We start from the raw sequence: 21,551 nt of genomic DNA on the forward strand, positions 1-21,551 counted from the left end.
GTTACTCTTCCATCGCACGTCCGACGCGGGCTGAGAGGTGATAGCGGTCTGTGCGGTAGACCGAGGAGCACCACTCGACCGGTTTATCGCCCGAGCGCGAGTACCGAATGATGTGGAGCAGCGGCGTGCCGGGCTCGACATCGAGTAGTTGTGCGACCTCCGGATCCGCGGCGACGGCTGTGACGATCTGGTCCGCCTCCGTAATCGGTACCTGAAAGTCCGTGTCGAGAATGTGATAGACGGACTTGTAGATGTCGTTCTCCAGCAGATTGGGCACGTACGTGGAGTTGTACCAACCGTCATCGATGGAATACGGCTCCCCGTCGCCCAGGCGCAGGCGCCGCAGGTGCGTGTGCGGGGTTCCCGCCGGAGTTCCGAAGAACTCCGTGACCTCGTCCGGCGCTGGCGAACGTCCGCCCAGCAGGATCTTCGAGGAAGCCTCCACGTCCTGGGCGCCCATCTCATCCGAGAAGGATGCGAGGTGCAGGCGGGAGACGAGCGGGTTGGGGGCGACGAAGGTGCCCTTACCGCGGACCCTCCGCAGCTGCCCGGCGGCGACGAGATCACCAATCGCGCGGCGGACCGTGATGCGGGAGACGCCGTAGGTTTCTTCCAAGAGCCTCTCCCCGGGCAACATATCTCCAGGTTTGAGCTGCGTGTGGCACAGCTCCGCCAAAATATCGCGTAGCTGCGCATGCTTCGGGATGGGGCCGTCCTCGATGATGCGTGCTGGGATGTTCATGTCATGTATTTTAGGCCGGTGGTCATAACCAGGCAAGGGGGTGGTCGCCCCCGTGGCGAGCGTAAGCCGTGGTGAAAGTCCCTATGCGCTAGGATTGTTGCGTGATTGATCTCAAGTTCCTCCGCGAAAACCCAGACGTTGTCCGTGCCTCCCAGGTCACCCGCGGCGAGGATCCGTCGCTGGTCGACGCCCTCATTGCTGCGGACGAGCGCCGCCGCGCCGCCATCGTCGCGGCCGACGAGCTGCGTTCCGAGCAGAAGGCCTTTGGCAAGAAGATCGGTAAGGCCTCCCCGGAGGAGCGCCCAGCCCTTCTCGAGGGCTCGAACGAGCTCAAGGCCAAGGTCAAGGAAGCCGAGGCCGAGCAGGTCGCGGCCGAGGAGCAGGTCACCGAGCTGCAGTACAAGCTCTCCAACGTCGTCGAGGGCGCACCCGCCGGCGGCGAGGACGACTTCATCGTCATCGAGGAGGTCGGCGAGATTCCCACCTTCGACTTCGAGCCGAAGGATCATGTGGAGCTGGGCGAGTCCCTGGGGCTCCTCGACATCAAGCGGGGCGCCAAGGTGGGCGGCGCGCGCTTCTACTACCTCACCGGTGACGGCGCCTTCCTGCAGCTGGGCATGCTTATGCTCGCCGCGCAGAAGGCACGCGAGGCTGGCTTCCAGCTCATGATCCCGCCGGTGCTCGTGCGTCCGGAGATCATGGCCGGCACCGGCTTCCTCGGCCAGCACTCGGACGAGATTTACTACCTCCCAGCGGATGACCTGTACCTCGTCGGCACCTCCGAGGTCGCGCTCGCGGGCTACCACAAGGACGAGATCATCGATCTCAAGGACGGCCCGCTCAAGTACACTGGCTGGTCTTCCTGCTTCCGCCGCGAGGCCGGCGCCAGCGGCAAGGACACCCGCGGCATCCTCCGCGTCCACCAGTTCGACAAGCTCGAGATGTTTGTCTACTGCAAGCCGGAAGAGGCCGAGGACATGCACCAGCAGTTGCTGAACATGGAAAAGTCCATGCTCGAAGCCATGGAGCTGCCGTACCGCACCATCGACATCGCCGGTGGCGATCTTGGATCGTCCGCTGCCCGCAAGTTCGACAACGAAGCGTGGGTCCCGACCCAGGGGACGTACCGCGAGCTCACCTCCACCTCGAACTGCACGACCTTCCAGGCCCGCCGCCTGCACACCCGCTACCGCGACGAGAACGGCAAGACCCAGTTCGCCGCGACCCTTAACGGCACGCTTGCGACCACCCGCTGGCTTGTTGCCATCCTGGAGAACCACCAGCAGGCTGACGGCTCCGTCGTCGTGCCCGAGGCGCTGCGCCCGTTCGTGGGCAAGGACGTCCTCACGCCGGTGAAGTAGGGCACCATGGATATTCGCGAAGGTTTCGTCCACGTCCCAGTCTCGCTTGAGAAGCTCCCGCGCCACGCTGAGGCGGGCGAGCCGGTCTACCAGGGCATTATTGCTGTTCTCAACCGGATCATGCGGGCGCAGGGCATCCAGATTTCTGTCTACGGCGCGGAGAATGTCCCGCAGTTCGGCGGCGCGCTCTTCGCGATGAACCACACGGGTTACTACGACTTCATTTTTGGCCAAATCCCGCCGTATATCCGCGGGCGTCGCCTCACCCGCTTCATGGCGAAGAAGGAAATCTTCGATGTCCCCGTCGTGGGCTGGCTCATGCGCACGATGAAGCACGTACCGGTGGACCGCTCGGCGGGTGCCTCGTCTATCGATGCCGCCGTGCTCCACCTGCGCTCCGGTCGTCTCGTGACGATCTTCCCGGAGGCCACGATCTCCCGCAGCTTCGAGCTCAAGGACTTCAAGAACGGTGCGGCGCGCATCGCCGCGACCGCAGACGTGCCGCTCATTCCCATGGTGACGTGGGGTTCCCAGCGCATATGGACGAAGGGCGGCGAGAAGCACCTCGGCCGCACCAAGACGCCGGTCATCATCCAGGTGGGCGAGCCCATTACTAGGACCGGGGACCCGGACACCGACATCGCGACGCTCAAGGCCGCGATGCAGGCACTGCTCTCGGAGGTCCGTACCCGATACGACAAGGAGTACGGCCCGTTCGAGGACGGGCTCGACTGGCGCCCGGCCGCGATGGGCGGCACCGCGCCGACCCTCGATGAAGCCAACCGCATGGATCATGCCGAGCGCGAGGCCAAGGCCCGCGCCCGCGCGGAGAAGGCCCATCGCGCCGCCGCACAGAAGGAAATCAAGGAAGATAAGCGGCTCGCCCGCCGGGTGCGACGCGCCTGGCGCCGTCTGAAGAAGGAAACTTAAAAAAGTGATCCCACGGCTCATCGCCAGCGATATCGACGGAACGTTCCTCGATCCCAACCACCGCGTCACGCAGCGCACCCGCGACGTCGTGGCGCGCGCGGTCGAATCCGGAACCCACTTCGCGTTGGCGACGGGCCGTCCGTTCCGGTGGATCGCGCCGGTGCTCGAACAGATTCCTGTGCGTCCGCTCTGCGTGACGAGCAACGGGGCCGTCATTTACGACTCCGCGGCAGATCAGGTGGTCCTCGCTCATGAGCTGCAGCCGGAGACGCTTACCACCATCGTCGAGACCGCGCAGTCCGTCATGGCGCGCTACGGGGGCATCGCCGTGGGCGCCGAGCGCGCTGGCACGTCGACCCGTGACAACGTGGCGGAACTCTTCGTCGTGGATCCCGCCTACGGCGACGATGATCTATTTGGGGAGTTCAAGAAGGATACGACGGAGGGAGTTATTTCGGTCCCCTGCGTCAAGCTCATTCTGCGCAACCTGGAGTACAGCTCGCGGGAGCTCTATGAGCTCATTGCCCCGCACGTCGATCCTGATGAGGCACACGTGACCTTCTCCATGGACGAGGGCATCCTCGAGATTGCCGCGCCGGGCATCACCAAGGCCACGGGGCTTACCTGGCTCGCGGATCACTACGGCGTCGCACAAGACGAGACCATCGCGTTTGGCGATATGCCCAATGACATTGAGATGCTGCGCTGGGCTGGACGTGGCGTGGCCATGGGCAACGCCGCGGACGCTGTGAAGGAGGCGGCCGACGAAGTGACGACCCCGAACCATCAAGCCGGGGTGGCCACAGTGCTGGAGCGCTGGTTCTAATGCCGCTGATTGCCGCCATCGACCAGGGGACCACCTCGACGCGTTGCGTCTTCGTTAACGAGGAGGGGCACATCGTCGCCTCTGCACAGTACGAGCACGAGCAAATCCTTCCGCGCCGGGGTTGGGTTGAGCACGATCCGCGCGAGATCTGGGACAACACGCGCCGCGCCGTCTCCACGGCGATGGTGGAGCTCGACATCACCGCGGCGGATGTCGCCGCGCTCGGCATTACCAACCAGCGCGAGACGGCAGTGGTGTGGGACAAGGAGTCCGGCGAGCCTATCTATAACGCGATCGTTTGGCAGGACACCCGTACCGCGGGCCGCCACGAGCCCGCCGATAAATGGCACAAGAAGACCGGCCTGCTCGCGAATTCCTATCCGGCAGGGCCCAAAATTGCCTGGATCCTCGACCACGTGGAGGGGGCCCGGCAACGCGCCGAGAACGGCGAACTGCTCGCCGGCACCATCGACGCGTGGCTCCTGTGGAATCTCACGGATGGCGAGATCCACGCGACGGACGTGACCAATGCGTCGCGGACGCTGCTCATGGACTTGAATACCCTCGAGTGGGACGAGGACCTCTGCCGTGAGGTGGGGGTTCCGGTCCAGATGCTTCCCCACATCCTCCCCTCCGTCGGCGCCTTCGGCGTGGTGCGACACCGCGGGACGCTCTCCCGCGTGCCCATCATGGGTGTGCTCGGCGACCAACAGTCTGCGCTCTTCGGCCAGGCCGGATTTACCCCGGGACAGGTGAAGAACACCTACGGCACCGGGCTCTTCCTGTTGCACAATACCGGCGCCGAGCCGCACTTTTCGGACCACGGCCTGCTCACCACCGTCGCGTACCAGCTTTCCGATGTCGCCCCCACCTACGCCCTCGAGGGCTCCGTCGCCGTAGGCGGCGCGCTTATCCAGTGGTTGCGGGACCAGCTGGGGATGATTCCGACGGCGGCGGCATCGGAAAGCATTGCAGCGGAGGACAACGGCGGGGTGTACATCGTGCCGGCTTTCTCCGGGCTCTTTGCTCCGCGCTGGCGGCCGGACGCGCGCGGGGTGATTGTGGGCCTGACCAGATTCGCGGACCGCTCGCACATCGTGCGCGCCGCGCTCGAGGCCACGTGTTTCCAGACCCGCGAGGTCGTGGAGGCGATGGTCGCGGACTCGGGCGTTGCGCTCACAGAGCTGCGCGTGGACGGCGGCATGGTCGCCAACGACCTCCTCATGCAGCTGCAGGCTGACATTATGGGCGCGAAGGTTACGCGCCCGAGCGAGATTGAGACCACTGCGCTTGGCGCTGCGTTCGCCGCAGGGCTCGGCGCTGGCGTGTGGGAAAACCTCGAGCAACTCGAGGGACTCGTTGCCCCGGATAAGACGTGGGAGCCGCAGGCCAACCGGGACGACATCTTTGCCGACTGGCAGCGCGCGGTGGAGCGCAGTCTGGACTGGGCTTAAATATCGCATAAAAAATGCGCCCCGAGGGGCGTATTTTTCGTGTGCGTCTTACTTGGTGAAGACCTGAGCCTGGCCGCTGGTCGGGTCAAACGTAATGTAGCCACCCTGGAAGTCAACGCGGATGGTCGTGCCGTCTGCGGATTTGTATTCGTCTGAGGTGGGCAGGCCCAATGCCTCCGGGTTCTCGGCCCACTTCCGAGCGATATCGCCCACGAGCGCGTGGGTGCCGGTGTCCTTGCTGGACAGGACGACGCCGTTGGTGAACAGCTGGGAGACGAGCTGGGAGTCGACGTCCTTGAGGTCCGGGCCGCCCACGGGCAGGCCGAGGACCGGGCCGAAGGCGTTGAGGACCGCGGTCCACGTCTCGGCCAGACCCTCGTTGCCGGTCACGGCGATGACCTTCGACACGATATTCGGGACCTCGCCCACGGTGATGCCGCCGGCGAGCTCGGCCTTCTGATCGACCTTCATGCCGTCGACGTTCGAGGCTGCGACGATGCCGATGAGTGCCGCTGCGATGCCGATGATCGCCTCGATGGTGGACATGGGAACCTCGGTGCCGCCGATAGACGAGGTGGCATTCGAGTTCGGGGTCTCCGGAGTCGAGGAGTGATCCGAGCTCGTGTTGTTCTCCTGCGCCTGGGACTCGTCCCAGCCGTCATTGATGCCGTCGTTGATGTTGAGGTCATCCGCAGCGCCGCCGGCGTTCTTGATGGCGTTGTACTTCGTCGTCGCCTTCGCACGGATTTCGTCCCAGCGGGCAATGGTATTCGCACCCGGGCACTGCGTGTAGTGCAGATCCGAGTGGCCCATGAAGGCCGGGCCGGTGTAGGTCTGGCCCGCGGCGTAGCGCGCACCGTTGAAGCCACCGGAGGTCAGCGAGGTCGTCGACGACGGGGAGAAGCCGGATTTCGCGGCCTTCCAGCCAGCGATGGAGGCGACGGAGTCGAGCATCTCCTGGCTTGGCTGCGCGGTCTCGTAGTTGCCGATCATGGAAATGCCCCAGTTGTGGGAGTTGAAGCCGCCCACGTGCGCGCCCTGGATGGCGCGGTCGAGTCCGCCGTAGCGGCCCTCGTAGATGGTGCCGAACTTGTCCACGAGCACGTTGTATCCGATGTCGCACCAGCCCAGGGTCTGGGCGTGGTAGGCGTAGATGCCGCGCACCTGCGCAGCGGCGTCTGCCTGCGTGTAGCTATTGGAGCCCGCGGTGTGGTGCAGCGTGAGTGCCTTGACGTAGCCGTCATCGGTCGGCTGCTGGCAGCGGATGCCCTCGTTGGCGCCCCAGCCTGCGCGGGAGACGACGGACGGCATGCCTGCGTCGCGGTAGTCTGCGACCGGCGCGATGCCGGACTGCGCCTTGCCGTCGATGAAGACGACGTCGAGGTCGCTGGGCATGGTGTCCGCGACCGGCGCGATATCGCCCACGTTGGTGAGCAACGGGTTGATGGTATTCGCTGCCTGGTCGAGGATGCTGTCGTTATTGTCCTGGTAGAGGTCGACGTTGCCCACGGAGACCTGGACGTCATTGGTCTGGCCCACATAGATGAGCTCCGTGCCGGTCTTGCCGTTGCTGCTCTCGTTGCCGATAGGCGAGGCGTCGTACCACTCGGACCACGAGCCATCCGGCTGCTTCGCGCGGACGAACGCGGCGATATCGCGCTCGCCGGACCACGTGAGCGCGAACTGGGAGAAGGCCTCGTCGCGGTGGAATTCCTTCACCGCGCGCGGGCCGTCGCCCTCGCCCTGGGAAGCGATGGCCGGATCGTCAACAACGGTCGTGGCGCCATCGGCGAAAGACGCCGAGTTGACCGCCGGGTCAATCGGACCAGAGCCGATCTCCTGCGTCTTGAGGATGTCGTGGCCGCCAAAGGCTGCGGCGGCAAACACGGAGACGGACGCGATGACGGCGGCTACCGGCGTCCACACGGAACGCTGGCGTCTATTGATACGTCGTAACTGCACGGTGAGGACTCCTCGGATTGGTCGCAGCATGCTGCCGCGACGAGAGTACACGTTTGGGGCCAATGTTAAAGCTGATAAAAGTGTGAACTCTGTTGCGACACGCCGCTGCCTTTCTTTGAGCCTTTTCCCATTAAGCTGGGAGCCATGACTTCTTATGACCTCATCGTTGTTGGATCCGGCTTCTTCGGCCTCACCGTCGCCGAGCGGGCTGCCTCGCAGCTGGGCAAAAAGGTGCTCATCGTCGAGCGCCGCAACCACCTGGGCGGCAACGCCTACTCCGAGCCCGAACCCGAGACCGGCATTGAGGTCCACAAGTACGGCGCCCACCTCTTCCACACCTCGAATAAACGCGTGTGGGACTACGTCAATAAGTTCACGTCGTTCACGGACTACCAGCACCGCGTCTTTGCCATGCACGACGGCACGGCCTACCAGTTCCCCATGGGCCTGGGCCTTATCAACCAGTTCTTCGGCCGCTACTACTCCCCGGACGAGGCCCGCACGCTCATCGCCGAGCAGGCCGGCGAGTTCTCCCCGGAGGAAGCCACCAACCTCGAAGAGAAGGCCATCTCGCTCATCGGCCGTCCGCTCTACGAGGCCTTCATCCGTGATTACACCGCAAAGCAGTGGCAGACCGATCCGAAGGAGCTGCCGGCCGGCAATATCACGCGCCTGCCCGTGCGCTACACCTTCAACAACCGTTACTTCAATGACACCTACGAGGGTTTGCCCGTCGATGGCTATGCCGCGTGGCTGCACGCGATGGCTGACCACGAGAACATCGAGGTCCGCCTCGATACTGACTGGTTCGAAGTTCGCGACGACATCCGTGCCGCCAATCCGGACGCACCCGTCGTCTACACCGGCCCCCTCGACCGCTACTTCGACTACGCCGAGGGCGAGCTCGGTTGGCGCACGCTCGATTTTGACCTCGAGGTTCTGCCTACCGGCGACTTCCAGGGCACCCCGGTCATGAACTACAACGATGCGGACGTGGATTACACCCGCATCCACGAGTTCCGTCACTTCCACCCGGAGCGCGCGGATAAGTACCCGACCGATAAGACGGTCATCATGAAGGAGTACTCCCGCTTCGCCGAGTCCGGCGACGAGCCGTATTACCCGATTAACACCCCGGAGGACCGCGCCAAGCTCGGGGCCTACCGCAAGCGCGCGGCGGCCGAGGCTAAGGACAATCAAGTCCTCTTCGGCGGCCGCCTGGGCACGTACCAGTACCTCGACATGCACATGGCCATCGCCTCGGCGCTGTCCATGTTCGACAACAAGCTGGCACCGTTCTGGAATGAGGGCAAAGCCCTTGAGCAGGAGCGCGGTCACTAAGTCTCCTCCGCTGAGGTCGCGAAGCTTCGACCTTTAACACTGCACATAACACTCAACACAACACGCGCACGTGCTGAGTGTTGTGTGCAGTGTTGTGTTGTGGGGTGTGCCGTTTTCGCGCGCAGTTAGTCGTTCTGAACTGCGGGGATAAACACACGCACGGCGGGGCACTTCATCGTGCAACCGGCTGTATCGAAATCCTTGATCAACTTCTGCGGCATGTGCTGCCGCCGCCAGAACCGCGTGACTCTCTGACGGCGTGTGAACTTGTCTTCCCACAGCGCGACGTGACGAGGACGGAGAGAGCTGCTGCAAGCGGAGGGAAGTCTCGGGATGCTGTGATCGACTATGTGCAGGAACATGTGACGGCATCGAGTCGTGAGCTCGCGGCGGCGGGCATATCGGTGGGCGGTATTCGTCGTGTGCTCAACGAGATGGTGGAAGCCGGCGAACTTGTATGCACCGAGCCTTTGCGCAGCCCGAAATAACGGTAGCGGTTCGCGTGATGGGTGGAAAATACCCCCATCACTCACGCGCGATGGCGCCCCATCTCGTGATGTGCCATAATCCTCCCAATTAATGTGAACCGCAGCACACGGAGGATTGGTATGAACTCTCTCATCCTTATGGCCATCGGTCTTTCGATGATGGCCGTCGGCTACTTCTTGTACTCAAAATTTTTAGGCTCAAGAATCTATAGACTCTCCGATAGCTATAAGACGCCTGCCCACACCATGGAGGACGGCGTCGACTACGTGCCGACGAATAAGTACGTGCTGTGGGGTCACCACTTCACTTCGGTCGCGGGTGCGGCGCCCATCATCGGCCCGGCCGTCGCCGTCATTTGGGGTTGGCTACCGGCCTTCCTGTGGGTGACCATCGGCACCGTCTTCATGGCGGGTATGCATGACCTCGGCGCGCTGTGGGCTTCCCAGCGCCACCGCGGCCAGTCCATCGGTACGCTCTCCGGGCGCTACATCGGTGCGCGTGGCCGCAACCTCTTCCTGGTCGTCATCTTCCTCCTCCTGCTCATGGTGAACACCGCCTTCGGTGTGGTCATCTCCAATCTGCTGGTTTCGACGCCGACCTCCGTTATCCCGACGTGGGGCGCCATCATCGTCGCGCTCCTCGTGGGCCAGGCCATCTACCGTCTCAAGTGGTCGCTGCCGCTCGTTTCTGTTGTGGGCGTCGTTGCGCTCTACACGCTCATGATCATCGGTGATCGTTTCCCCATCGTGCTGCCGGAGACCGTTCTCGGCATCCCGGCGAACGGCGTGTGGATCATCGTTCTGTTCGTCTACGCGTTTATCGCCTCGCTGCTGCCGGTGTGGATGCTGCTTCAGCCGCGCGACTACATCAACGGCCTACAGCTGTTCATCGGCCTGGGCATCCTCTACGCTTCCTTCCTCTTCACCGCGCCCGACGTCGTCGCACCGGCGTTGCGCGACAACCTGCCGGCGGAAACACCCGGTATCTTCCCGCTGCTCTTCGTTACCATTGCCTGCGGCGCGATTTCCGGCTTCCACGGCATGGTTGCCTCTGGCACGTCGTCGAAGCAGCTCGATAAGGAGACAGACGCTCGCTTTGTTGGTTACTTCGGTGCCGTCGGCGAGGGCCTTCTTGCACTGGGCACCATTATCGCCACGACCTCCGGTTTCAAGACGCTCGCCGACTGGGAGCAGATCTACTCCGAGTGGAACGCCGGCGGTGTGTCCGCCTTCGTTGAGGGCGGCGGCAACCTCATCAACGAGGGCCTGGGTATTTCCACCTCGTTGTCCGCAACCATCCTTGCGACCATGGCCGTCCTCTTTGCGGCGACGACAATGGACTCCGGCGTGCGCCTCCAGCGCTTCGTCGTCCAGGAGATCGGCGAGATCATGGGCTTCAAGATTGGTGCCCTCGGCGCAACGTCGATCGCGGTGGGCATCGCTTTCGCCCTCACCTTCTCGCAAGGCGCGGACGGTTCCGGCGGCATGACGATCTGGCCGCTCTTCGGTACTACGAACCAGCTCATGGCGGGTCTTTCGCTCGCCGTCATCACGGTCATTCTCACGCATCTGCGCCGCCCCACGTGGCCGGTCGCCATCCCGCTCGTCTTCGTTACCGCGATGTCTCTGTGGGCTGCAGTCAAGCAGCTGGGCACGCTGTGGGCTGCCCAGAACTGGCTGCTCTTCGCTATGGACGTCGTCATCGTTGTTGCTGCGGTGTGGGTCATCGTCGAGGTTATCGGCGCCGTCTCTGCGGCACGCAAGGCCCCGCCCGTCGAGTGGAGTGACGAGGACACGGACGCGCCGCATCCGGTGCGTCAGACTGCCGATGCCCCGGTGGCCTAAGTCTGTATGAGCCTCACCAGTCTGCTCAAAGAGTTCTACGCCGCGCCGTACCGGCGCGAGTTCTCCCGGGCGCGCCGGGACGAGGACGACTTCTTTCGTCTCCTGGTTCTCTCCGAGGCGCTGGGCATCCCGAATCCGGCGAGCTTCTACACGATTGAGTTGCTCCCGGTTATCTACGAAGACCTGCACGAATGGCATACACGCATGGGCATGGATCGGTCGCCGATTGAGGGGATGAGCTGTTGCTAACGTTCTTTGGCGGCAAGGGCGGCGTGGGGAAAACCACGTTGTCGAATGCCTACGCGCTGGGCCGCTCGAAGCAGGAACGCGTCCTCGTTGTTTCCACCGATCCTGCCCACAATCTGGGCCACCTGTGGCATCAGGAGATCGGTCCGGAACCTGTGACGGTGCGCGAGAACCTCGACCTCGTGGAGCTGGACCCGGAGAAGGCGACCCGCGCTCACCTCGCGCAGGCGGGGGAGACCATGCGCGCCCACATGCCGGAGCGCCTCCATAAGGAAGTCGATAAGCATCTGGAGCTTGCCGCAGCCTCCCCGGGCACGCATGAAGCTGCGCTCCTCGAGCAGATGGCCGTCCTTATCGAGGACCACGAGGGCTCCTACGATCACATCATCTTTGATACCGCTCCGTCCGGGCATACCGCGCGTCTCATGGCGTTGCCCGAGCTCATGAGCGCGTGGACGGATGGTCTCCTCAAGCGCCGCGATAAAGCGGATAAGTTCGCGGACGTCGTCGGCTCGCTCGGTGGCGAGACCAAGTCGCAGCGCCGTGACGCGGAGTTGCGTTCCATCCTTTATCGCCGCCGCACGCGCTTCGCGCATCTGCGTGACGCGCTGCGGTCCTCGACCTTCAATATCGTGCTCACGGCCGAGCGCCTGCCGGTCATGGAGACCATTGAGCTTTACGCGGAGCTCGCCGAGCATCGCATACCGGTGGGAGGGTTGTTCATTAACCGCCGATCTCCGGCGGCGCTGCCTGGCCGGCGCGCGGTGGAGGAAGAAGCGCTCGCGACGCTGTGCGCGGCGTTGCCTGACGTGCCCGTCACTGAGCTTCCGCTGCTTGATTATGAAGTTGGCTCGCCCGAGGCACTTGAAGAGATAGCGACCTACCTGCAGCGATAGCTCAAACTTTCATGACACGAATTGCTGGGTTGGTTCCCACTATTTGACCACTCCCATTACCCTTGCTAAAGTTAACAGTAGGTTAACGAGATAAGAAAGTGAGTGGGTGAATAATCATGCTCAACATCCAGAATGCCCTCGATACCCTGCGCAAGGACCTTCACGAGTCCTACGGCCATAGCTTCTCCGCGGAAGAGATTGACTCGAAGCTGGATGAGGTTATCGCTCGCCACCTCAAGCGCGCGACGCTCGACGAGTTTGTTCCGGTCATGGTCGAGCGCGAGATCTCCGAATACTTTGGCCAGCACCGCGTGCACGTTCGTTTCGCGTCTGGTGTGGATCCTTCACTGGCTGCCGCTGCTGTCGCGCTCACCAAGAAGCGCGCGGGCGATGCGCTGTATGTCGATGCTGCTGTCACGCACCCAGAGAACCTCTCGGATTCCCACATGGCGCACGTCCTCGGCGAGCGTGGCTTGGGCGAGGACCCGGCCCGCTACCTCGATGAGGTACGCACCGTCGCCATGCCGGATTACATCGTCTACCTTGGCCGCGACCTTGAGCGCGACGAGGCTGGCAAGGACATCAAGATCTGGGACATCGAGCCCGCCACCACCGTCGAGGAAACCCGCGAGCTCGCGGACGACCTCGAGGCCCGCGTGCTCTACATGCTGGGCAAGCTCGGCATCGAGCCGATTTCTGAGGACGCGCCCGTCAACGTCTAAATTGCGCCTTGTAGCTGCATTACAACCCGTGACCGCACAAACGCGGCCACGGGTTGTGCGTTCTTGGGGCAGAAAGTCTCCCTGCTTTCGGGGTCGAACCGAGGCCGTTCTGAATTACATCTCGTGGACTATTGTGCTCCGGTAATGTGGTCGGCGAGCGCGTAAGTGCTTCCCTTTTGACGGTGCTGTTGGTTCGGGTTTCCCGAGCGGTCTCCACCGCCATATATGGGGGTCGGGGGCCGATTGTCCAGGCAGTTTCTGTCGGAGGGATCGGGTTCCGCCTACCTGATGAAGGGAGGTGAGATGGATGTCCTCTTCTGACTTGGAGCCCCCGCGTGGCGGCAATAATAAGAAGAAGGTCTGGATCGCGATTGTTGGTGCAATCGCAACCCAGACCCTCGGGACGCTGGCAGCCAATTACCTGATCGTCGCAATCGATCAGTGGCTGGCTAGCTAGTCTCACCGGGGAAGCCTCGGTGCCCTAAAAAGCCGGGGCTTTCCTGCTGTTGGTGACAATCCGGCGGCGCGCTTTCATGTCATTTGCCATGATACGCGGTACAAGGAGAGGACTCAATGCCGGGCATCGATGTGCTTTGACATGCAATCTCGTATCGTGGATGTCGTCACGTCAACAGCGGACGCAACCGAAGCGGTCACCATTTAGAATTCATCATGTTCGCGTGCCTGTGCCGAATACCTCGGCGCGAATTTCTCCATCTGCTCAATAACAAGCTTGATGGCCTCCGGTGCCTTGTCCGGCGGGTACTTGTAGTCACGCAGCGTGGCCACGAGCTGGCGAGCGATCTCCGCCAGGGCCTCATGGTCCATGAGTTCCGCGGCGGACTCATTCGTGGAGACGGCGTCGAAGAACGAGAAGACGGCACGCTGGTGCCGCAGGTGTCGGCCTAAAGACTGCCCACGCGGCTGTTCCACTTCTTGAGCGCGCGGCGGCCGCGGTAGTGGCCGAGGAGCGAGACGGTCGCGGTATCGAGGGGGAGTTGCGAGCCGAAGCTCAGAGGCATGCCCAACCACGTCATTGCGAGCACGCGCAGGGCGTGGCCGTGGGCGAAGACGAGAATGCGCTCGTCGCCGGTATCGATCATGCGGTTGTAGAAACGCGTGAGCCGTGCGGCGACCTGCTCTGGGGTTTCGCCGCCGGGAGCACCGTGGGTCCAGATCTGCCAGTCGGGAATGGTGGCGATGATGTCCTGGCGGGTCTTTCCCTCGTACTGGCCATAGTTCCACTCGGCGAGGTCCTCGGTGACCTGATAGTCCGAGAATCCGGCGAGCTGGGCGGTTTCCTGTGCGCGCAGGCGCGGGGAGCAGTAAACCGTGTCGAATTGGTCAGGGTCGAGGACACCCGCGAGCGCCTTCGCCTGCTCGCGGCCCTTCTCGGTGAGCGGCAGATCCGTGGTCGAGGTGTGCTGGCCAGTGCGCGACCAGGCGGTTTCGCCGTGGCGAACGATAAACAAATTAGTCATGTAAGTCCTTCTTAGAACGAGCTGGATCCGCCCGAGCCGGAGAATCCGCCGGAGGAGTAGCCCGTGGAGACGCCGCCAGAATCCGAACTTGCCTGAGCGTGGGCGGCGACGTCCGACTGGTGCCAGTCGTTGATGACGACATAAGGGACATAGTAGGAGCCGACGCCGGGGCGCCAGGCGGCATCGGCAAGCGTGGCGGCGCTGTGGTCCTCGCGCTCGATGTTGGAGGCGGCGTAGAGCTGGTCTTGGAGTGCGTCGATGAGGACCTTGTAATCGCCGAGGATGCCGGCGTAGGTGTCCATGAAATCGGGGGCATCGATGTATTTCCGCAGCTCCAGGACGCGGGCGTCGAGCACCTCGAGCTTGCCCTTGAGATCACCCTCCGCCTTGGTGGTGGCGGCGAGGACGTCCTCATGGAGATCCGTGAGCTCACGACGGCGGACTTCGGTGTTGCCGTGCTCCATGCGGGCGAGTTCCTCGATATTGGCCTCGGCGTTCACCGCGGCTTCGACGGCAGAGCGGGCATCGGCAAGCTCGCTTGCCTTGGCACGGAACTCCTTGTCGTCGGCGGGGGCAGTCGGCATGGACGCGTGGGCGGCGAGGAACTCGCGGCGCACGTCCTCCCACTGGGCGCGCAGCGTGTCATTCGCCAGGGGAGAGCTGAGCGAATGGGCGCGGACATTGATCTGGTCGAGGCGCTGCGCGATGTCGCCGTGGTGGGCCAGGATATAGTCCCAGTCCTCGCGGGCTTTCTTGGCCTTCTTCTTGCGGGTGGCCGCTATTGCGGTACCCGCAGCACCGAGGCCGAGGACGCCGAAGGTGCCGCCGATAATGCCGCCCACGAGGCCGTCGTTGGAGTCCTTGGCGGTGAGATTGGTATCGGCAGCGGCCTGCACGCCACGGAGCATGCCGTCCTTGTACTTCTCGTCCGCGAGGAGCCCGCGCATTTCGTCGGTAATTGCCTCGAGACGCTTCTCGTCGCGGAGGTTGAGGTCGCCTGCGACGTCCTCGCCGGCGTAGACACCCATGCGACGCGGGTCCATGCCCACGGCGACGATGAGGTGACCGTCGGCGTATTTCTCGCCCGAAGCGTCATGGAGCCCGTGGTCGCCGGTATAGAAGCGCACGGTGTCATTGAGATTGTCGTCGTTGCTTTCAAACGTGACGAAGTCGATAGCGGTGACGCTCTCGGGTAGGGTGACGTTGCTGGCGTCCTCCTTGAGCTGGGATTCTTCCTCAGAAGTGAGAAGGTCTGCTTGGTCATCCACCGTGACGGTGGAGGGCTCCACCGCGAAGGCGGGAGCGGCAGGGCCAAGGAAGAGCAAGGACGCGGCGGCGAGGGTGGGGAGGATACGCATGATTTAAGTGTATGTGCGTCTGGGCGTGGCAGCAGGATTTGTGCGAGAGCAGCCAGGACGCGCCTTACAATGCGTCACCATGTCCGCTAGAGGCACACTTGTGAGATACCGGTTCAGGTGTCATGCCGTGAAGACAATGCATACGTTAGCTAGGGCTTTTGTTTCGCGCTAAAGCTGAAGAATCGTGAGCCAGCTACGGAGGCCTGGATCTATGTAACGAACTATTTCTGTTGCATCGTGCAGTCGCGCATGCGGGTTGGAGTCGAGAAGGTTGTCTACGTGTGCGGCGCGATTCCGTAGCTGAACAAGCCGGTGCACTCGTTCGTAGACGAGTTCTACTGCAGGTTTACACAACCTTCCGTTCCTGCCATACTCACGGAGAAAGTTGCAGACAAGTACTGTAACTGCTTTCCCAAGACTTCTAGTTCGGCTAGAGGATCTTCGAAGACAGCGCTGAGACACAGTCGTCTCGGTGCTGTCCTTTTTTGTATAGGCATGGCCTGCTTGGTCGTGGCAACGCGGCAACCGCGCTGAAAACAATTAGGCTAGTTCGGCAGAAGACGTCCCTACATCAAGGAGAACTGTGTCTACTTCCTCGGCCACTGAAGCCACCGGCACCCAGGCCAAAGAACCGCTCGCGCGCATCTTGCTGCCCAAGCGCGGCGAGCCGAACGATGTGCGCATGCTCTACCTGCTCGAGGCGAAGCAGAATAACAACCGCCCGCGCTGGTCGAACCGCACGACCGTGACGGTGCCTGCCGGCGCCGAGGTCTCCTTCGAGACCTACTTCAATGCATTCCCGGCCGCGTACTGGCGCCGCTGGTCGCAGCTGGAATCCGTGGTCCTCTCCGTCGAGGTAGAGGGCTTGGCCACGCTGTCCTTCTACCGTTCGAAGGAAGACGGCCAGCGTATCTCCATCGCGCACCATGACGTGGAGACTGGTCACCACGAGTTCGAGTTGCCGCTGCGCAACTTCGAGGACGGCGGCCTGTTGTGGTTCGACGTGTCGGCTAGCGCCGACACGACTTTACGGAATGCCGCCTGGTGCGCGCCGCACGCGCCCAAGCCGCAGACGCTGCCGGATGGCACGGAGTACCCGGTCCAGCCGCGCAAGGTCGCGGTGGGTATCCCGACGTTCAACCGCCCGACCGATGCCGTGGCGGCGCTCGATGCGCTGCGTTCGGACCCGTTCGTGGATGACGTCATCGAGTACGTGCTCATGCCGGACCAAGGCAACCAGCACCCGGCGGACGAGCCGGGATACGCCGAGGCCGTGGCGCACTTTGGCGAGCGCTTCCGCGAGTTCCGCCAGGGCAACCTGGGCGGCTCGGGTGGCTACTCGCGCATTATGTTCGAGGCCATTGAGAACACGGACGCGCCGTACATCCTCTACATGGATGATGACATCGCGATCGAGCCGGACTCTGTGTACCGCGCACTGCAGGTCGCGCGCTTTGCGGCACGTCCGTTCGTGGTGGGCGGCGAGATGCTCAACCTGCAGGAGCGCAGCCAGCTGCGCACCACGGGTGAGCGCGTCAACCGCGCGGACTTCATGTGGGGTGCGGCGGAGCACGCTGTGTACGACCACGACTTCGCGAAGTACCCGCTGCGCGCGATTGGTGACGCGCAGTCGCATCTGGACCCGAAGAAGTACGACTCGCGCGCGCTGCACCGCCGCGTGGACGTCGAGTACAACGGCTGGTGGATGTGCCTGTTCCCGCGCGTCATCGCGGAGACCATTGGCCAGCCCCTTCCGCTCTTTATCAAGTGGGATGACACGGAGTACTCGCTGCGTGCCGCGGCGAATGGCTTCCCCACGGTGACGTGGCCGGGTGCCGCGATCTGGCACATGGCGTGGGCGGATAAGGACGACGCCATCGACTGGCAGGCGTACTTCCACCTGCGCAACCGCCTTATCGTGGCGGCGCTCTACCACGAGGGTGACGTCAAGGGCATTACCAAGTCCATCTTCAAGTCGTCGCTCAAGCACACGATGTGCATGGAGTACTCGACCATGGCCATCCAGCTCGAGGCCATGAAGGACTTCCTGGCCGGGCCGGATCAGCTCTTCGACATCCTGGAGACCTCGCTGCCGCGCATTGCGAAGATTCGCCAGAACTACTCGGACGCCGTCATCCTCCCGTCCGCCTCGGACCTGCCGGCGCCGACGGGCGCGCCGGGTGTGCCGCGCAAGAACGTGGGCGGACGCCTGGGCAAGGTGAAGAAGCTGCCGTGGGCCGCCAAGGCGGCGCTGCATCTGCTCAAGAAGGAAGACCCGGCGCATCACACCGCGCCGCAGCTCAACCTCACGCCGGAGGAGGCGCGCTGGTTCACGCTGGCACGCGTGGATTCGGCGACGGTCTCCACGGCGGGCGGCACGGGCGTGGCGTTCCGCAAGCGCGACCGTGATCTGGCGCGTGACTTGGTCAAGCAGACTCGTGAGTTGTTGGGCGAGATTGAGGAGAACTTCGACGGCTTGAAGGCGCAGTACCGTGCGGCGCTGCCGGAGCTTACCTCGCGCGACTCGTGGCGGGAGGTCTTCGATGCGCAGTAATCCTCCGGGGAAGCTTTCCGTCGCGGAATCCCACATCCTGGAAAAGATCCAGGAGGTCGCGTTTGATAAGCCGGGCGTGCTGCCCACCGCGCGGGGTTTGAGCCACTTTGGCGAGCATGCGCTCGGCTGGATGGGCACCTCGGCGGTGCTCGCGGGGCTTGCGTACCGACGCGGGGATAGTGATCGCGTGCGTGATTGGGCGCGCGTGGGCGTGAGTGCCTTTTCGGCGCATGCGGCCTCGGTGATCATCAAGCGCATCGTGCGACGCAAGCGTCCGGACTACCCGTACGTGCGGGTGGGCGTGGGCACGCCTTCTAAGCTGTCCTTCCCGTCCTCGCACTCGACGTCGACGACGGCGTTCCTTGTTGGTGCGACGCGCGTCACGGGAAACCCGGCATTCTTGCTGGGTATTCCCGTCATGATGTGCTCGCGCATGGTGCTGGGCGTACACTACCCGTCGGACACGGCGCTGGGCGCCGCCCTGGGCGCGGCCACGACCTGCGCCCTCTTTGAACTTGATTCCGCCCGCGAGGAGAAGACTGCATGAGCCCCAAGGACGATGGCACCCAGAGTGTGTTCCACTCTGAGCCGCACACCGCTGGCGTCGATACCGGCCGCAAGCGCCAACCGCCGAAGAACCTAGCCGATGGCATGGTCAAGGCCCTGCGCCCCAAGCAGTGGGTGAAGAACGTCCTCGTGCTGGCCGCGCCCGCCGCAGCCGGCGCGGACGCGCTCTTCCACTCGAGAGTGCTCATCGATGTGGCGCTGGCGTTCGTGGTTTTCTGCTGCGCGGCCTCGGCCATCTACCTCATCAACGACGCGCGCGACGTGGACGCGGACCGCGCACACCCCACCAAGCGCTTCCGTCCCATCGCGGCGGGCGTGCTGCCGGTGGGACTCGCGTACGCGATGGCCGTCGTGCTCATCATTGCCTCGGTGGGCCTATCCTTCCTCGCGACGGCGGGGGTCGAGCTCGCCATCGTCATGGCGGTCTACATCGCGCTGCAGTTGGGCTACTGCTTCGGCTGGAAGCACATGCCGGTGATCGACATCGCGCTCGTGTCTTCGGGCTTCATGCTGCGCACCATGGCTGGCGGCGTGGCCGCGGGGATTGTCCTCTCCCAGTGGTTCCTGCTCGTCGCGGCATTTGGTTCGCTGTTTATGGCCTCGGGCAAGCGCTACTCGGAGATCCTGCTCGCGGAGCGCACAGGCGCGAAGATCCGCAAGTCCCTCGAGGGCTACACCCCGACGTACCTGCGCTTCGTGTGGACGCTCGCGGCCACGGCCGTGGTCATGAGTTACACGCTGTGGGGCTTTACGCTGTCCAACTCCGTCGATGGCGCGGCCGCAGTGTGGTACCAGGTCTCCATGGTGCCGTTCACCATCGCCATCCTGCGCTACGCTGCAGACGTCGACCGCGGCAACGGCGGCGCGCCGGATGAGATTGCGCTCCAGGACCGTGCGCTGCAGATTCTGGCGCTACTGTGGCTCGCATGCATCGCAATTGCCACGTATGTGATTCCAGCTTTCTTCTAAACTGCTGGTAGATTTTCTACTCGTGCCGAATACCGATACCTCGCGGGAGAACCTGATCGTCCGATGGACGGTGTGGGCCTCCGTCGTTGTTATCGGTATTTTTTCATTCTGGGGTGCGTGGACCCGCCGCTGGATCGCGGACGATGGCCTCATCGTGCTGCGCACGGTGCGCAACCTCATCGCAGGTAACGGACCCGTCTTTAACGCGGGAGAGCGCGTCGAGGCGAATACCTCCACGCTGTGGCAATACCTTATCTATGCGGTCCAACGCATCACGCGTGGCGACCTCGAACACATCGTGATGTGGCTGGCGCTGCTGTTGTCCGTTGCGGCGATGACGGCGGCCGTGTGGGCGACCTCGCGCGTGTTCGCGGGCCGCGCCGTCGTTCCGGCGGGTGCGCTGGTGTATCTGGCGCTGCCGCCGGCGCGCGACTTCTTTACCTCGGGCCTCGAGTGGGGCCTGGCCATCTTCTATCTCGCTTTCTTGTGGTGGCTGCTCATTGAATGGGCTCGCGGGGAGAGGAATGCGCTCGTCTACGTGCTCGCCTTCTGGGCGGGGCTGTCCTGGCTCGTGCGCCCGGAGTTGGCGCTCTACGGCGGTATCACGGGCATCGTCCTGCTCGCCACGCACCGTCACTGGCGCGCGTGGCTGGGCATCCTCGGCGCGGCGCTGCCGGTGCCGGCGGCGTACGAGCTCTTCCGCATGGGCTACTACGGCCTGCTTACCCCGCATACCGCGGTGGCGAAGTCCGCGGCTGACTCGGCTTGGGGCCAGGGCTGGGCCTACCTCATGGATTTTGTGGGGCCGTACTGGCTGTGGCTGCCGGTCCTCGTGGCGCTCATCGTCGGGTACTTCGCGTACCGCGGGGGTGTGCTGCGCGGGCGGCGCGTGGCGGCCGTCGCCATCATGGTCGGTTGCGCTGCCTTACATACGCTCTATGTGCTGCGCGTGGGCGGCGACTTTATGCATGGCCGCATGCTCTTGCTGCCTCTCTTCGCGGCGCTGTTGCCGGTCTTCGTCGTGCCGCTGAAAGCGGTGGGGGCATCGGCAAGCGCGGCGGTGCTGGGTATCTGGGCGTTCACGGTGGTCCTGCGCGGACACCCGGTGGATTGGGCATACTTCGAAGATGGGGAGATTTCCATTGTCGACGAGCGCGAGTTCTGGACGTACGCGAACAGGCTGGAGCGCGGCGACGCCCCGAAGGGGATTGCAGACTACGCGGACAATAAGCTGCTGGGCGGCTTCGACAAGGGCATCAAGGGCCTCGAGGACGGGGATGCACTGGCCATGCGCTACCTCGAGAACGAGGACCCGGAGACCTACAGCTGGCTGCCGGTGGAACGCGAGACCGGGCGCACGGATCCGCCCACGCTCTATCTAGTGAACATGGGTATGTCCTCGGCGCGCAGCCCGTTGAACGTGCGTGTGCTCGACAATATTGGCCTGGCCACGCCGCTCGCGGCGCGTCAGCCGCGCCTGCCGGAGGGGCGCATTGGACATGACAAGCTGCTCTCGCGCGAGTGGCAGGCGGCGGATTCCGCAGTGGATATCGACGAGCTGCCAAGCTGGATAAACAAGGACGAGGTGCGCAAGGCACGCAAGGCTTTGCAGACCGAAGATTTCCAGAAGCTCTTTGCGACCTACCGCGATCCGCTAACGTTTGACCGTTTCATGGCGAATATTAAGTGGGCGCTCACTGACGGGCGCACGCTGCAGTTGTCCTCGAACCCAGACGATTACCTGGGAAGCTAACGGACAACACCCGGCGGGAGCGACTTTTTCGCGCTCGTCCGCTAAGCTACTGCAGA

At 63.5% G+C, this 21,551-nt stretch carries 20 protein-coding genes; 15 read left to right on the top strand and 5 right to left on the bottom strand.

From position 1 onward, the window contains the following. Window position 1 precedes the first annotated feature (1 nt). Window positions 2-742 (bottom strand): GntR family transcriptional regulator, encoded by a 741-nt coding sequence (locus HMPREF2559_RS07240; RefSeq protein WP_066493509.1) that lies wholly within the window; start codon window positions 740-742, stop codon window positions 2-4. A gap of 101 nt (window positions 743-843) precedes the next feature. On the opposite strand from HMPREF2559_RS07240, the gene serS reads away from it, so the two are divergent. The 4 genes from serS to glpK are packed head-to-tail and all read left to right on the top strand — an operon-like array spanning window position 844 to window position 5,313. Then, window positions 844-2,103, top strand: coding sequence for a serine--tRNA ligase (gene serS, locus HMPREF2559_RS07245; RefSeq protein WP_066493511.1), 1,260 nt, complete (start codon window positions 844-846; stop codon window positions 2,101-2,103). A 6-nt stretch (window positions 2,104-2,109) separates the two neighbouring features. After that, a complete protein-coding gene (locus HMPREF2559_RS07250) occupies window positions 2,110-3,033 on the top strand; it encodes a lysophospholipid acyltransferase family protein (RefSeq protein ID WP_066493513.1) in 924 nt (307 codons plus the stop codon). 4 nt (window positions 3,034-3,037) lie between these two features. Further along, entirely contained in the window at window positions 3,038-3,859 is an 822-nt protein-coding gene (locus tag HMPREF2559_RS07255) for a Cof-type HAD-IIB family hydrolase (RefSeq protein WP_066493515.1), read from the top strand. Next, window positions 3,859-5,313 carry a glycerol kinase GlpK gene (glpK, locus tag HMPREF2559_RS07260; protein WP_070540117.1) on the top strand — a complete coding sequence of 485 codons (1,455 nt, stop codon included), beginning with the start codon at window positions 3,859-3,861 and terminating at the stop codon, window positions 5,311-5,313. Before HMPREF2559_RS07255 ends, glpK begins: the two co-directional genes overlap by 1 nt. 48 nt (window positions 5,314-5,361) lie before the next feature. Here the strand turns inward: glpK and HMPREF2559_RS07265 are convergent, their stop codons facing one another. Then, window positions 5,362-7,275: an N-acetylmuramoyl-L-alanine amidase gene (locus HMPREF2559_RS07265; protein WP_070540120.1), complete on the bottom strand. Its 1,914-nt coding sequence runs from the start codon at window positions 7,273-7,275 to the stop codon at window positions 5,362-5,364. A 144-nt stretch (window positions 7,276-7,419) separates the two neighbouring features. On the opposite strand from HMPREF2559_RS07265, the gene glf reads away from it, so the two are divergent. The 7 genes from glf (at window position 7,420) to HMPREF2559_RS13000 (ending at window position 13,270) form a co-directional block, all read left to right on the top strand. Beyond that, the gene (glf, locus tag HMPREF2559_RS07270; protein WP_066493521.1) at window positions 7,420-8,616 is read left to right on the top strand and encodes a UDP-galactopyranose mutase; all 1,197 of its coding nucleotides are present in this window, start codon (window positions 7,420-7,422) and stop codon (window positions 8,614-8,616) included. Window positions 8,617-8,954: 338 nt separating this feature from the next. Next, complete coding sequence (locus tag HMPREF2559_RS12995; protein ID WP_154666880.1) at window positions 8,955-9,104, top strand: helix-turn-helix domain-containing protein; 150 nt, start codon at window positions 8,955-8,957, stop codon at window positions 9,102-9,104. A gap of 120 nt (window positions 9,105-9,224) precedes the next feature. Further along, a complete protein-coding gene (locus tag HMPREF2559_RS07280; protein WP_066493525.1) occupies window positions 9,225-10,949 on the top strand; it encodes a carbon starvation CstA family protein in 1,725 nt (574 codons plus the stop codon). A gap of 6 nt (window positions 10,950-10,955) precedes the next feature. Then, window positions 10,956-11,198, top strand: coding sequence for a cory-CC-star protein (locus HMPREF2559_RS07285; RefSeq protein WP_066493527.1), 243 nt, complete (start codon window positions 10,956-10,958; stop codon window positions 11,196-11,198). Further along, a complete protein-coding gene (locus HMPREF2559_RS07290) occupies window positions 11,192-12,091 on the top strand; it encodes an ArsA family ATPase (RefSeq protein WP_141628694.1) in 900 nt (299 codons plus the stop codon). Before HMPREF2559_RS07285 ends, HMPREF2559_RS07290 begins: the two co-directional genes overlap by 7 nt. A gap of 116 nt (window positions 12,092-12,207) precedes the next feature. Next, window positions 12,208-12,813: a three-helix bundle dimerization domain-containing protein gene (locus HMPREF2559_RS07295; RefSeq protein ID WP_066493531.1), complete on the top strand. Its 606-nt coding sequence runs from the start codon at window positions 12,208-12,210 to the stop codon at window positions 12,811-12,813. Window positions 12,814-13,120: 307 nt separating this feature from the next. Then, window positions 13,121-13,270, top strand: a complete 150-nt coding sequence (locus tag HMPREF2559_RS13000) for a hypothetical protein (protein WP_154666878.1) — start codon at window positions 13,121-13,123, stop codon at window positions 13,268-13,270. A 203-nt stretch (window positions 13,271-13,473) separates the two neighbouring features. Here the strand turns inward: HMPREF2559_RS13000 and HMPREF2559_RS07300 are convergent, their stop codons facing one another. The 3 genes from HMPREF2559_RS07300 to HMPREF2559_RS07310 are packed head-to-tail and all read right to left on the bottom strand — an operon-like array spanning window position 13,474 to window position 15,652. Then, entirely contained in the window at window positions 13,474-13,746 is a 273-nt protein-coding gene (locus HMPREF2559_RS07300; protein ID WP_066493533.1) for a type I restriction enzyme endonuclease domain-containing protein, read from the bottom strand. Further along, window positions 13,719-14,294, bottom strand: a complete 576-nt coding sequence (locus HMPREF2559_RS07305) for a histidine phosphatase family protein (RefSeq protein WP_066493535.1) — start codon at window positions 14,292-14,294, stop codon at window positions 13,719-13,721. The genes HMPREF2559_RS07300 and HMPREF2559_RS07305 overlap by 28 nt, the downstream gene beginning before the upstream one ends. Before the next feature lie 11 nt (window positions 14,295-14,305). Then, the gene (locus tag HMPREF2559_RS07310) at window positions 14,306-15,652 is read right to left on the bottom strand and encodes a DUF5129 domain-containing protein (protein WP_066493538.1); all 1,347 of its coding nucleotides are present in this window, start codon (window positions 15,650-15,652) and stop codon (window positions 14,306-14,308) included. Window positions 15,653-16,235: 583 nt separating this feature from the next. Here HMPREF2559_RS07310 and HMPREF2559_RS07315 point away from each other — a divergent pair. From HMPREF2559_RS07315 to HMPREF2559_RS07330, 4 genes are read left to right on the top strand one after another with little or no spacing between them, the layout of a single operon-like run. Next, entirely contained in the window at window positions 16,236-18,206 is a 1,971-nt protein-coding gene (locus HMPREF2559_RS07315) for a glycosyltransferase (RefSeq protein WP_070540127.1), read from the top strand. Next, window positions 18,196-18,753, top strand: coding sequence for a phosphatase PAP2 family protein (locus tag HMPREF2559_RS07320; protein ID WP_066493546.1), 558 nt, complete (start codon window positions 18,196-18,198; stop codon window positions 18,751-18,753). Before HMPREF2559_RS07315 ends, HMPREF2559_RS07320 begins: the two co-directional genes overlap by 11 nt. Beyond that, window positions 18,750-19,742, top strand: coding sequence for a decaprenyl-phosphate phosphoribosyltransferase (locus HMPREF2559_RS07325; RefSeq protein ID WP_066493548.1), 993 nt, complete (start codon window positions 18,750-18,752; stop codon window positions 19,740-19,742). The genes HMPREF2559_RS07320 and HMPREF2559_RS07325 overlap by 4 nt, the downstream gene beginning before the upstream one ends. Before the next feature lie 22 nt (window positions 19,743-19,764). Beyond that, window positions 19,765-21,495 (top strand): arabinofuranosyltransferase AftB family protein, encoded by a 1,731-nt coding sequence (locus HMPREF2559_RS07330; protein WP_231725190.1) that lies wholly within the window; start codon window positions 19,765-19,767, stop codon window positions 21,493-21,495. Window positions 21,496-21,551 lie beyond the last annotated feature (56 nt).

Origin of the sequence: Corynebacterium sp. HMSC072G08 (assembly GCF_001809185.1) — a bacterium.
Lineage (GTDB): Bacteria > Actinomycetota > Actinomycetes > Mycobacteriales > Mycobacteriaceae > Corynebacterium > Corynebacterium phoceense.